General features: G+C 46.7%; 10 protein-coding genes. 5 read left to right on the top strand and 5 right to left on the bottom strand.

All coding sequences use genetic code 11. The features are described from left to right. The first annotated feature begins 69 nt into the window (after positions 1-69). Positions 70-375, top strand: coding sequence for a DUF6482 family protein (locus MTF70_RS05285; protein ID WP_005374898.1), 306 nt, complete (start codon positions 70-72; stop codon positions 373-375). A gap of 68 nt (positions 376-443) precedes the next feature. On the opposite strand, the gene MTF70_RS05280 is transcribed toward MTF70_RS05285, so the two are convergent. Together MTF70_RS05280 and MTF70_RS05275 are read right to left on the bottom strand one after the other, a co-directional pair. Beyond that, positions 444-1424 (bottom strand): rhodanese-related sulfurtransferase, encoded by a 981-nt coding sequence (locus tag MTF70_RS05280; RefSeq protein WP_005374899.1) that lies wholly within the window; start codon positions 1422-1424, stop codon positions 444-446. A gap of 464 nt (positions 1425-1888) precedes the next feature. Then, the gene (locus MTF70_RS05275; protein WP_205461241.1) at positions 1889-3184 is read right to left on the bottom strand and encodes an alpha/beta fold hydrolase; all 1296 of its coding nucleotides are present in this window, start codon (positions 3182-3184) and stop codon (positions 1889-1891) included. Between the two features lie 210 nt (positions 3185-3394). On the opposite strand from MTF70_RS05275, the gene MTF70_RS05270 reads away from it, so the two are divergent. Next, positions 3395-4552: a D-alanyl-D-alanine carboxypeptidase family protein gene (locus MTF70_RS05270; protein WP_005374901.1), complete on the top strand. Its 1158-nt coding sequence runs from the start codon at positions 3395-3397 to the stop codon at positions 4550-4552. A gap of 85 nt (positions 4553-4637) precedes the next feature. Here the strand turns inward: MTF70_RS05270 and MTF70_RS05265 are convergent, their stop codons facing one another. Both MTF70_RS05265 and MTF70_RS05260 read right to left on the bottom strand, forming a co-directional pair. After that, positions 4638-7295, bottom strand: coding sequence for an alpha-amylase family glycosyl hydrolase (locus tag MTF70_RS05265; RefSeq protein ID WP_162497036.1), 2658 nt, complete (start codon positions 7293-7295; stop codon positions 4638-4640). A gap of 129 nt (positions 7296-7424) precedes the next feature. Continuing rightward, positions 7425-8888 carry a helix-turn-helix transcriptional regulator gene (locus tag MTF70_RS05260; protein ID WP_205461242.1) on the bottom strand — a complete coding sequence of 488 codons (1464 nt, stop codon included), beginning with the start codon at positions 8886-8888 and terminating at the stop codon, positions 7425-7427. A gap of 167 nt (positions 8889-9055) precedes the next feature. On the opposite strand from MTF70_RS05260, the gene MTF70_RS05255 reads away from it, so the two are divergent. Then, complete coding sequence (locus tag MTF70_RS05255; RefSeq protein WP_005374924.1) at positions 9056-9709, top strand: oxygen-insensitive NAD(P)H-dependent nitroreductase NfsB; 654 nt, start codon at positions 9056-9058, stop codon at positions 9707-9709. Between the two features lie 69 nt (positions 9710-9778). Then, a complete protein-coding gene (locus MTF70_RS05250; protein ID WP_005374925.1) occupies positions 9779-10069 on the top strand; it encodes a putative quinol monooxygenase in 291 nt (96 codons plus the stop codon). On the opposite strand, the gene MTF70_RS05245 is transcribed toward MTF70_RS05250, so the two are convergent. Continuing rightward, on the bottom strand, positions 10066-10989 hold the full coding sequence (locus tag MTF70_RS05245; RefSeq protein WP_025768616.1) for a LysR family transcriptional regulator: 924 nt from the start codon (positions 10987-10989) through the stop codon (positions 10066-10068). The two genes, MTF70_RS05250 and MTF70_RS05245, sit on opposite strands and share 4 nt — an antisense overlap. Before the next feature lie 132 nt (positions 10990-11121). Here MTF70_RS05245 and MTF70_RS05240 point away from each other — a divergent pair, with 132 nt between their 5' ends. Continuing rightward, positions 11122-11340, top strand: coding sequence for a VF530 family protein (locus tag MTF70_RS05240; RefSeq protein ID WP_025768615.1), 219 nt, complete (start codon positions 11122-11124; stop codon positions 11338-11340). Positions 11341-12537: the final 1197 nt, after the last annotated feature.

The following is a 12537-nucleotide window of genomic DNA, read 5'->3' as shown; positions in this document are numbered from 1 at the left end:
CGAAGAAATCTCATCCAATGATCGGTTTTATTCTACAAAACGTAGAGGTAACTTTCAGGGAGGTGACACATGGCAATACCATTGAGTAAGTTACAAAAATACTTCTATGTAGACAAATTGGTCATTCATTCGCTTGATCTCGCATTGTACCAGGCATCTGTCGTGATTGATGGAGAAGCGCAATTTATCACTGATGACAACGGTATCTTTTTGAGGGCTCATTCCCTGATCGAGATGCAAAAGAAGTGCAGGAATATCAAAGCAAATAAGCAGGTTCTAGTGCATCAAAGTGCTTATGATGAAATGGTGGGGCTACCCGAAGGCAAAAGAGACAATCAACTAGAGGTATTGGTGAGGGATACAAAATTGTATTGAAAGAGTATTGGTGCGTAGTAAAAGCGAGCCACCTTACGGCAGCTCGCTAAATATAAGGAGAGTTGGGCTTAGTCTTGTTTACGCTGCGCTTCTTTTTGCGCGTACTTAGCGGCACGTCGGGCTTCTCTTTGCTTGGCACTTTCACCACCAACATGCTGCTCGCCTCGCTGCTCTGCAAGAACAACTTGTTTTTCACGCTCGCGGAATCGAGCAATTTGTTCTTCTGAGTGTGTGCCGTGACATTTTGGACAGCTCACGCCTTGCTCGAACAATTCTGACTGTTTGTCTTCTTCAGTGATCGGTAGACGACAAGCGTTACATAAATCGTAATCTGCTTTTTCTAGCTGGTGGTTCACTGCAACACGCCCGTCAAATACGTAACAATCGCCTTCCCACATGCTCTCTTCTTGAGGAACTTCTTCAAGATATTTAAGGATGCCGCCTTCTAGGTGGTAGACCTCATCAAAGCCCTGTTCTTTCATGTAAGCCGTTGATTTTTCGCAGCGGATACCACCGGTACAGAACATCGCAACTTTCTTGTGTTTTGCCGGGTCCATGTTTTCTTTTACATAGTCTGGGAATTCACGAAAGGTTTCAGTATTTGGGTTTACAGCGCCTTTGAATGTCCCGATCTCGATTTCGTAATCATTACGTGTATCGACAACAAACACTTCAGGATCAGCAATAAGATCGTTCCACTCTTGAGGTTTCACGTAAGTACCCACTACGTGGCGAGGGTCTATACCTTCAACACCTAATGTTACGATCTCTTTTTTCAGTTTCACTTTGGTGCGATTGAATGGCTGGGTCTCAGAATACGACTCTTTGTATACGGTGCCAGTCAAACGAGGTTCGTTGTTTAGCCACTCCAGTAGCGTATCAATACCTGCACGATCAGATGCAACAGTACCGTTGATACCTTCACTTGCCAGTAGTAATGTTCCGCGAATATGGTGTTTTTCCATCAACGCAAGTAATGGCTCGCGTAGCTCTTGATAGTTATTCAGCTCAACAAACTTGTACAGCGCACAAACTACATACTGACTCATGAGGTTTCCTTTAAAAATACAGGTGGTCAACGACCTTAAAATTTTAGCGGCACGAAGTATACCTGACTAAACTAGTCGGAAATACGGACAAATTATACGGATATTATGAGTAGGCGGGGCCTGGCGGTCTTTGATAGGGGGAGCCTGTCCGCAGGTGAAGCCGCTATGTGTTCAAATTATAAGCATTAATTATAGTGGGTTAGGTAGGTTGGAGCCGATACTTTTGGTTTAAATTTATGCTGTTATTCTCTTTTAGGCCCTTCAAAAAAGTTAGGCGCAAGAAGCACCAAGTAATCACCGGAGTCATTGACAAGGAAAGGACATGTCGCAGTTTTATACATGAGGTTGTGAGGGATAAAGGTTTAGGGACAAAGAGTGAATGACTGATCGCCATTGTTCATAAACCGCTATAAAACGCCTTTTCACCACATACTGAAAAGGCGTTTTTCTAACGTCTGCCGTGCTTATTTCAACGTAGCTGCGGTCTGTTTGCCCATGGCTATGAGCCTATCGAGAATACGTTCTCCGTCGGCACGTAAACCGTTGTGCTCGTACTCATTGGTGATCCACGCTTTTGAATTTGGTATTAACGCGAGCGTCTCTCGACTGATATCCATTTCAACAAACATATCATCGGCGTAAACGGCGCAACTGACAGGCACTTTGTTTTGAGCCAATTGTGTTTGATCGTACAGCGCAGCCCAATCTTCTTTCGCTGCCAATATTTCTGCGGTGTCTTTTAGTGGCTTGAGGTTAACGTATTGGTCGAACATCCATGGGAAGACCATTTCCCCCGTAAAGTAAAATGGCTTGCCAGATTCATAATTAAACTCTGATCGGGTTTGGCGAACGCGGTGCGCACTCCAATTCGACGCGAAGCTTTGACAGTAAATCGATTCATGCAAAATGGCGTAGATCGGGTTGGTTTGGAAGTTTTGCTGCGCCAACATATCGTTTAAGAACTCATAACGAAGTTGTGGTTTGCCGTTCACTTCAATCAACGCGCTTTCTAGCCAATAGTAAGTTGGTAAGAAAGTATCACTCACACCAAAGTTGATGCCGATTTGTTGAAATTGTTCCACCGTGAAGCGTTGACCATTTGGTAGGTACTCTTCATTTTCTAGCAAGTGATTCGCAATGTTTTGGCAAAGTTGCTGTGCATTGGGAAATTGTTGGAAGAATGCTTGGTTTTTCTCCATGGTGCGTTTGAAGGTGGCTTCATACACATCGTCGGCATGACGCGAGACTGATGGCACGCCACCCGTGATGTAGCTTTGCAGCAAGCTGTCTGGGAACAAAGACAAATAGGTGAGGGAACAAAAACCACCAAAGCTTTGACCTAAGATCGCCCATTTTTCGACGCCAAATTGCTCACGAATGTATTCCGCGTCGCGCACGATGTTATCCGCTCGGAAGTGGTTCAAGTAGTCTGCTTGTTGCTCTGGCGTGAGGTGAGCAAGCGTCTGGTGATTAATTACGCTGCTGTTGCCCGTACCGCGCTGGTCGAGAAGCAAAACTCGGTACTCTTGCAGGGCGCGTTTTACCCAGCCATTATTGCCGTTTTGACGTGGAGAGGGAAAGCCAGGCCCGCCCTGAAAGTAAACCAACCAAGGTTTGGTCGATTCTTCATCGCCAACTAGGCAAACCGAACGGGCGAAGACTCTAATGGTGCCTTTGCTTGCGTCTTGGTAATCCAGAGGAACGGTAAAACTGTGGGGAGTGTAATGCAATCCTGCGTCGATAAATGATTGAGCGTTCATTGTTATCTTTATTTCCTTATTGAGGGGTAGCGCTACTTTACTGCGAATGGCGCGAAGAACCAACGCTATTTCCCAATTGCCTCTTCAGTTCTATACCTTGGTCAAATCAATGTAAGTTCAAGAAAATGAAACGATTAGCGACTGGTGCAACTGGTTGAGTGAGCTATGCTCAATAGAGTTGCGACAAAGTAAGAGCATGGAGGAAGTCGGATGAAAGTGTCACTGGCTCGATGGACAATTGTGACTTGTTTAATAAGCGTACCTACTTTTGCCGTTGTTACGCCCAACCCACCTCAGTTACAGGCAAAAGGCTACGTATTAATGGACTTTCAATCCGGTGCCATTATTGCCGAGTATAACGGGCGAGCAGGCCTTGCTCCGGCGAGTTTAACCAAGTTGATGACCGCTTATGTAGTTGGACAAGAAATCAAAGCGGGGCGTTTGAAATGGGATGATGTTGTCACCGTGAGCGAAAACGCGTGGTCGGCCAAGTTTCCCGGTTCTTCTAAAATGTTCATCAAACCGAAAGATGAAATTAGTGTTGCGAACTTAATGCGCGGCGTGATCATCCAATCAGGAAATGACGCGTGCGTTGCACTGGCTGAGCATGTTGCAGGCAGTGAACGCGGCTTTGTTGCCTTGATGAATGGTTGGGCGGAGAAATTAGGACTGCAAGACACCTATTTTGTGAACTCCCATGGTCTTGATAGTGATGGCATCCAAACCTCACCAACCGATATGGCAAGACTCATGCAGTCGATCATCAGCGATGTTCCCGATGTGTATGCGCTATACAGCGAGAAAGTCTTCAAGTGGAACGACATTACGCAGTACAACCGCAATAAGTTGTTGTGGGACAATTCCATTGATGTCGACGGGGGAAAAACCGGCTACACCAGCAATGCCGGATACAGCTTGGTGAGCTCGGCCAAAGAAGGAAGAATGCGCCTTATCTCGGTGGTGATGGGCACGCCAAGTAAACAGGCTCGGATCAGCCAATCGAAGAATCTACTCAGCTATGGTTTTCGTTTTTATGACACCAAGCAAGTTGCTAAGCAGGGCCAAGTTGAGTCTAAAGTTCGCGTTTGGAAGGGTAATGCCAATCAAGTTGAGGCGATCTTCGCTAAAGATGCCTATCTCACTCTGCCTCGTTCAATGACGGCTGGGCTTGATAAGAGTGTGGTGTTAAATGAACCGTTGATTGCGCCGATAGCGCAAGGGGATGAGATTGGTAAGGTCGTTTGGAAAAGCGATGACAGTACCGTGGCGAGTTATCCCTTGGTCAGCAGCCAAGCGGTAGAAGAGGGCTCGTGGTTCGGTCAGCTTTGGGACAGTCTGGTGCTGTGGGTGAAATCGTTCTTTAACTAGAATAAAAACGAGCAGAAGTGTCTTTCTGCATTCTTTTGTTGATGACCGCCCTGCTATAACGCTGGGCGGTGTCTTATTTAACGGTTTATTCCGACAAGGTGATGATTGGTAAATCGTCCCAAATCTTACTTTCATCCGATGCGCCACCGGAGAAGTTCCAAGGGCCTTTGTCTTGCTCTAGCGGACGGTAAGTTGCTGAAAGACCGTCTAAGTCCCAAGTCGTGACATAGAAGCGGATACCATCGAGCGAATCTGGGCGGCCTAGTGCATCGCTAGCAAAGTCCATCGAAATGGTGTTGTTGGCTTTGTCTACCGTGACCATTGGTGCTGGTGTCACCGCTTCACCCCATGTTGTCGCGTTTGCGCCTTGAGTGTTGTAAATCGAACTTTGCCAGCCGAAGACCACGGCATTGCGACTCCATGTTCCGCTTGGCATAGAAGCGTTGATCTTAGGCAGTTCCGTTAGGTTGGTTGCCGCTTCTTCCGGTAAATCAATGAAGATGGTGAAACCAACGTGGTCAAAGCCGTTTGGTGGCAACCAAGTATCGGTGATCTTGTCCATAGTGAAGGTCAAGCGCACGTTACTGCCAACGGTAAATACCTCAGCTTTGTTGATTGCGAGTTGGCTGTTATCTTTATCGAACGTTGGATCCGTTGGTAGCGAGTAGTTACCGTTAGGACCGCCCATGCCATCTTGCGCATCGCCTGCGTCATCAATGGTGTCGTCCGGCGTGTTTGACCAGCTTAGGTTGGAGACAAAATTCACGTCCTCGATGCCTGCTTTTTTCTCGGTGGAATAAATCGCGAAGCGGTGCTGTTGCTCGCCAATCGCAAAATGACGAGTCGACAGCGTGACACTAAACTGACCATCAGCACCTACAGTAATGGTTTGCGCTGTTTCCAAGTTACCATCGACGACGAGGTTCAACTTCTCGTTGGCGTTCGCACTACCCGCGATAACAATATCACCAGTGATGGTTTGTCCTTCCCAATCCTGCGCTAGTTGGATGTTGAGGTCTGGGGTATCTACAGATTGATTGCTGCTTGTTTTTGAGTAAATCACTGCTGACTTGGCTGGCAACTCAAGGGTTACGTGACCGTTTTCATCGGCGATTAACTGCTCTGGAGCGTCCGCCCAATTCGACATGATTTGTTGTTGGAAGACGGTGCCGCCCGCTTGCTCTACATCGAGTTGGTTCATCAACATTGGGGAGTTAGATGTGTTCATTACCACTAAGACTTCGTCGTTATCCAAAGTGCGGGTAAAGGCGAACACACCTGCACCAGCTTTATCGCTGCCAATGACTTTCATTTCGCCGCGTGTCATGACTTTGTTTTCGGTACGTAACTTAGCAAGCTCTTGGATGAACAAGTACATCTCGCTGTTTTGGTCGAATGAGTCTACGTAGTTGCCATCTTCACGGTACCCTCCGGCGAACATCGCATCACGCGCCGCTGACATCGCTTGCTCTGTACCTTGGTAAATCACAGGGATGCCCGGTACCGCCATCATTGTGATCAGAGCTTGCTTCATATCGTTGACACTGCCTTGCGATAGAAAACGTGGCATATCGTGGTTATCAATGAAGTTCGGTATGATGTATGGATTCGGGAACATCGCCATCATTTTTTCAAGACGGAAGCGTAGGTAATCGGTCGGTTGTCCTGCTGCAAACACGCGAGTCATGGTTGCTTGCAATGGGAAGTTCAACACCGAGGTTAACTGCTCCGGCGAGCCGCTTTCGCCGATGTAAGTCAGCATCTTCTCTTCGCCTTCGGTGTGGTAAGGCGTAGATGTTTCGAAGACTTCACCAAAAGTGAGGAAGTTGTCACGACCGGTATCAACCGCTTGCGTCATCACACCATCGTCGGCGTGTAGGAAGTCATTCCAGAAATCATGTTCAACAAACTTCACCGTATCGATACGGAATCCGTCGACGCCGACTTCGCGAATCCATTTTCGGTAGCTCTCTTTTAGATAAGCGCGTACTTCAGGATCGGACGTATTAAGGTCATCCAAATCAGAGAGCTGCCAGGTTTTTTCTTGTACTGGATCGTTGTGGTCGGTGATGGTCGGCGTCCAGTGGTAGCTGCCTGTGCCGTCTGTTTTACACTCGTTCATGTTGAGTGGGTACGGCAGTTCTTGCCCGGCGGGTAGCGCATTTTTAATCAAACGGAAGCCTTGGCAAGGTAGGCTTGGATCATAACTGTAAGGATCATCGTAGGTGAAGAAGTTGCCTACATGGTTGGTCACGATGTCCTGAATTAAGAACATGTTACGCGCATGCACTTCGCGTGCTAACGCTTGGTAGCTTTCCATGTCACCAAAGTGTTCATCCACTTTTTGAAAATCGCGCGCCCAGTACCCGTGGTAGCCGCCGTAGTTTTGCTCTGCATCCCACCATTGGTTTGCCACTGGCGGTGTAATCCAGATAGAGGTAGCGCCTAGGTCTTCGATGTAGCCCAGTTTGTCACTGACACCAACCAGGTCTCCACCACTGAATTTCTTGTCTGAGGTAGGATCGTATTCATTCTGACCTTGATCGTTAAGCGTGTTGTCGCCGTCGTTAAAACGGTCGATCATCAAGAAGTAAATGATCTGGTCTTGCCAATCAGGAGATGCCACGTGGCTTCCTGTATCGGTTGGCGTAGTTTCATCGCTACCACAGCCAGAAAGAGCTAGGGCGATCGCTATAGGGAGTATTTTTATTTTATTCATAGGGTTAGGTAAGATTTCAAACACGGTTTTTGTCTCCGTTGTGCAGCAATGCGGAAACGATAAATCAAAGGTTTGAAATTGAGAGTGTCATTTCACGCCAAAAAAGACGTGAAATGATGTCACGAAGTGCTGAATTTGAACTGTGCTACATATTTAACTGAGTGGTTGCATAATTGGGTATTGAATCGGGTAATGGTCTTTGGCTAACTCATTACCAGAATGATCATAGAGTCGAAATCGACACTGTTTAGCCGTTTGGGTGAGGGGAAGTTGTAGCGCCCAGCATGTGTAATCTTCTGCATTCTGAGTTTGGCTCATTGTGTGCGGAGCTGGCGCATCACCCACGTAGCAATCGATCTTCGCCACGTCTTTTAATCTACATGCGAGTTCCACAAACAAGGTGTACTGTGTACCGAGTTGGATAAGTTGTTTTGTCGGGACAATGTATTCCGTTGCGCCAATTAAAAGCCCCTTGGAGACCACGTAATCACGCTGGTGGTTGTTATCAATGTAGCGCTCACCATCGACTTCATAACACAGTCTAAAGGTCAGTGGATGTGCGACAGGAAGCTCTGTTGTCGCCCATAGTTCGGTGCCATGACTTAAAAAACGCTCGAAGAAGGCGGGATAGCGCCGCCATGCACCATCACGGTCTCGACACTCAACTGAGACCACTTTTTCAAACGCAATATTGTCTACTTCCATCCAGATTCTACCGACGGGTTGGTCAATGTCGTGATCGGCTAAAGTATTCGCTTTGGCGTAGTACAAGCGGATCGGTTGTTGATTTAGTTGAGTTCGGTTATCCAAACATTGTTGGCGATATTGCATGGGTGAAAACGGATACCAACGACGAAAAGTCCGGTGAAAGTTCGAAGGTTCTTCATAACCAAGTTGATAGGCGATTTGCTGCGTTGTGAGTTGGGTGTCGGCAAGCAAAGTGAGTGCTTGCTTTCTTTTAGCGAAATCAACGCATTGAGAGTAGCTCATTTGCTTCTCTTGCAGTCGACGTTGCAAGGTGCGTTTGGAGACGCCCAGTTGCCTTGCCGCTTGCTCTAACTTGAGCGCGTAATTGCTGTTTTTGATGAACAAGGCGTTCAAAACACTCAGCAATTCGGGTTGCTCAATGGGTTGGTGAGAAAGCAGTAAATAAACATGTTTCACCAGTTCAAACACGCTTGAACTCGTTTTAGAATCTCGCGTTTCCTCTAGAAAAATATCGGCCGCGAGTGGATTGTTGGCGTGAACTTGTACCTGTATTGATTCGCTTAGCTCAAGCATTTCCAACTGCATTTTGAGCAAGCCAAACACCGACTCCGCCCAATTTGGCATATCGGCTGTTCTGCATTCTACCTGCAGATGGATTGGGGCATCACCATGTTGCAATGTGACGTACAAACGGCGGTCGAATAATGAAACACTTTTACTCCACCAAAGCAGCCCTTCTTGGAGGTTAGGCGCTTCTTTCAACATCATGCATTGCAAGGCCACCAACTTCTCAATGTGCCAATATTCGCCGGCAATTCGAAGGTGATTGTGACCGAGCTTTTTGCACAGAAAGGATGTAATAACGTTATCTTGAGGCAGCATGAGTTGAGTTTGGTTGCGAGCAAACATGCATTATTGCTGAAAAGATGAAGAAGTTCAGTGAGAACGCTCAAAGCCTTTCTTATCGTTTTATTTTCAAATTTATTTTGAAAATGTTTTTAATCGAAATCGGTTTTTCCCTTTATCTCATGAGGTTATGCTGTTACACAGCTTAAATTCATTAATTGGAGAACCTCATGGATATCGTACAAGCTGCAAAATCTCGTTACTCAACGAAAGTGTTTGACCCAACGCGCAAGCTACCTCAAGAAAAAATCGACGCAGTTAAAGAGCTGATTCGTTTTAGTCCATCGAGTGTGAACTCCCAGCCTTGGCATTTCATTCTGGCAAGCACAGAAGAAGGCAAGCAGCGCATCGCTAAAGCGGCGCAAGAGAATTACGCGTTTAACGCGGCGAAGATTCTCAACGCTTCTCACGTATTGGTGTTTTGTGCAAAAACAGGCATTGATAACGACTACATTGAAGCGCTAATGGTGCAAGAAGAAAAAGATGGTCGATTCCCAACTGAAGAAGCGAAAGCGGCTGTGCGCGGTGGTCGTAGCTACTTTGTGAACATGCACCGTTTTGATTTGAAAGATGCAAACCATTGGATGGAGAAACAAGTTTACCTCAACGTGGGTACGTTGCTGTTGGGTGCTTCGACGTTAGAAATCGATGCAGTACCAATTGAAGGGTTTGATCCAAAAGTGCTGGATGAAGAATTTGGCTTGCGTGAAAAAGGTTATACCAGTGTTGTGATCGTGCCGCTTGGCTACCACGCGGAAGATGACTTCAACGCGAAAACGCCAAAGTCTCGCTGGGACGCAGAAACCGTATTCACCGAGATCTAATTCGAGCTTACTTACAGGTGACGTAGAACCCCGTAATCAATATATAAATCGCAAAAGAGTGATAAAACGATGATCCACTTAGTCGCAGAAGTGAAAGCCTATCCAGATAGTAAGGATCAGGTGGTGAATTTGCTTGCTGGTTTACTAGAGCCAACTCGTAAAGAAGAAGGCTGTTGCCAATACGAGTTGTATCTCGACGAAAAAGTTGATGGCCTATTTATGTTCCAAGAAATCTGGGCATCGCAAGAGGCCTTGGATAAGCATTTGCAAAGCCCGCATATGGCGACGTTTCTTGAAACATTGGAAGAGAATGATTGGGTTGAATATACCCAGATTCGTCCTCTTCGATTTATCGCCTAATGACAGAAGGTTGCCAGCACGTTGGCGCGTTGCTGGCAGCATTTTTGTTGGATAAAGTCGCGGAAAGTCCGAATCGTTGGCGTCAATAATCGACGATCGGCACATACCATGTAGAGCGGCACTGGGCCGCAATCCCACTCTGGTAACACTCGCACCAATCTTCCCTCGATTAAGTCTCGGCTAATGTCCATCAATGATTTATTCGCAATGCCTTTGCCTTTGATCGCTAACCGGTGTGGCAAGTCACTATCGTTGCTCAACAAGTTACCGCTGACCACGATTTGTTCTTTCTCGCTGCCACGCGTGAGCGTCCATTTGTTGTAGACCGAATCCGCGACCATGTAGCACAAGCAATTGTGTTGCGTTAAATCGGCAGGAGAGGTGAGTTCTGGATGTGTAGCTACGTACTCTGGCGATGCACATAATATCCGTTCGTTTGACCCACACAATGCCAATACGACCAGATTGGAGTCGGCCGGTTCGCCGTAGCGAATCGCAATATCGACAGGCTTGGTATACATATCCGTCAAGCTATCGGACAGCTCTAGTTTAATGGAAACATTTGGGTAGAGATCGATGAACTCATCCACCCAATCGAGCAACATATTGCGACCAAAATCGGAGGGTGCAGTAATGTGCAGCTGACCAGACAACTCCCCGCGCGCACTTGAGATCTGATCCAACCCCTCTTGCAATGTTGCCAACGCTTGCGTGGTTTTGTCTAAAAACAGTTCGCCCTCTGAGGTTAAACGCAGGCTTCGGGTGGAACGCACAAACAGTGGGAAACCGATTTGCCCTTCAAGACGCTTAATCGATGCGCTAATGGCGGCAGGTGTCATGTCCATGCTGTTAGCGGCTTTTGAAAAGCTGCCTTGGCGCGCGGTTTCGACAAAAATATTGAGGTCGTTGAGGGCTTTCATAATGAAAAGGGCTTTTAAGAAGTTTGGGCTACTATAGGGGAGAGTCGTAGGCCAATTCAAGGTTAAAACATTAGGTTGCACGGCGAGTTTGAGTTAGATTAGCGCGAAACTTCACTTTACCGGATCAATAGCATGAGCCAACAGCAGCCGAATAACCCACTTCACGGGTTGAGTTTAGAAAAAATCGTCACCCGACTAGTTGAACACTTTGGTTGGAATGGCCTGTATGAGCGCATTCGAGTGAACTGTTTTAAGAAAGATCCGTCGATCAAATCTTCTCTGAAGTTTTTGCGTAAAACGCAATGGGCAAGAGACAAAGTCGAAGCGCTGTACATCGAGACATTCTGCTAACCGCTCTATAGTCTGCAGCAAGCGGCAAGTAGATTCTTAGTCTCGCTATGGCTCGCTAGAATGACGTAGCTTTTCTTATCGCGTAGGCTAGAAGAGTCGCTCTGCTGTTACGTTTAAAGCGTGATTCAGAATCTACCCTCAGGCTTGTATTGAGTCTATTCATAGCTCTATGGTCTGTAGCAAGCGGCAAGTAGATTCTTAGTCTCACTTTGGCTCGCTAGAATGACGCAGCTTTTCTTATCGCGTAGGCTAGAAGAGTCGCTCTACTGATGCGTCTAAAGCGAGATTCCGGATGGTCACATAGGTTTATCTGGAATCGCTTTTTTAGATGGTTTTGTAGAGCTCAGAGCCAAACTCGAACTGTTATTCTGAACCGAGAGGAACGAGCGTGATTCAGAATTTACCCTCAGATTGTATTGAGTTTATTCATGGTTCCATGGTCTGCAGCAAGCGGCAAGTAGATTCTTAGTCTCGCTAGAATGACGCAGCTTTTCTTATCGCGTAGGCTGGAAGAGTCGCTATGCTGATACGTCTAAAGCGAGATTCCGGATGGTCACATAGGTTTATCTGGAATCGCTTTTTTAGATGGTTTTGTAGAGGTCAGAGCCAAACTCGAACCGTCCTTCTGAACCGCGAGGAACGAGCGTGATTCAGAATCTACCCTCAGATTGTATTGAGTTTATTCATAGCTCTATGGCCTGCAGCAAGCGGTAAGTAGATTCTTAGTCTCGCTATGGCTCGCTAGAATGACGCAGCTTTTCTTATCGCGTAGGCTGGAAGAGTCGCGCTGCTGATGCGTCTCAAGCGAGATTTCGGATGGTCACTTAGGCTTGTCTGGAATCGCTTTTTTAGATGGTTTTGTAGAGGTCAGAGCCAAACTCGAACCGTCATTCTGAACCGCGAGGAACGAGCGTGATTCAGAATCTACCCTCAGATTGTATTGAGTTTATTCATAGCTCTATGGTCTGCAGCAAGCAGCAAGTAGATTCTTAGTCTCGCTTTGGCTCGTTAGAATGACGTAGCTTTTCTTATCGCGTGGGCTGAAAGAGTCGCTCTACTGTTACGTCTAAAGCGAAATTCCGGATGGTCATATAGGCTTGTCTGCAATCGCTTTTTTAGATGGTTTTGTAGAGATCAGAGCCAAACTCGAACTGTTATTCTGAACAGCGAGGAACGAGCGTGATTCAGAATCTACTC

The sequence above is a fragment of the Vibrio sp. 2CM40D genome (assembly GCF_023161825.1).
Taxonomy (GTDB): Bacteria; Pseudomonadota; Gammaproteobacteria; order Enterobacterales; family Vibrionaceae; genus Vibrio; species Vibrio alginolyticus.
The sequence above is the reverse complement of the archived record's forward strand: the minus strand, read 5'-3'. Positions and strand labels throughout refer to the sequence as shown.

Coding starts and splice junctions, on each gene's coding strand:
- MTF70_RS05240 (WP_025768615.1), top strand. CDS start 11,122: ATGAGCCAACAGCAGCCGAATAACCCACTTCACGGGTTGAGTTTAGAA.
- MTF70_RS05245 (WP_025768616.1), bottom strand. CDS start 10,989: ATGAAAGCCCTCAACGACCTCAATATTTTTGTCGAAACCGCGCGCCAA.
- MTF70_RS05280 (WP_005374899.1), bottom strand. CDS start 1,424: ATGAGTCAGTATGTAGTTTGTGCGCTGTACAAGTTTGTTGAGCTGAAT.
- MTF70_RS05260 (WP_205461242.1), bottom strand. CDS start 8,888: ATGTTTGCTCGCAACCAAACTCAACTCATGCTGCCTCAAGATAACGTT.
- MTF70_RS05285 (WP_005374898.1), top strand. CDS start 70: ATGGCAATACCATTGAGTAAGTTACAAAAATACTTCTATGTAGACAAA.
- MTF70_RS05255 (WP_005374924.1), top strand. CDS start 9,056: ATGGATATCGTACAAGCTGCAAAATCTCGTTACTCAACGAAAGTGTTT.
- MTF70_RS05270 (WP_005374901.1), top strand. CDS start 3,395: ATGAAAGTGTCACTGGCTCGATGGACAATTGTGACTTGTTTAATAAGC.
- MTF70_RS05275 (WP_205461241.1), bottom strand. CDS start 3,184: ATGAACGCTCAATCATTTATCGACGCAGGATTGCATTACACTCCCCAC.
- MTF70_RS05250 (WP_005374925.1), top strand. CDS start 9,779: ATGATCCACTTAGTCGCAGAAGTGAAAGCCTATCCAGATAGTAAGGAT.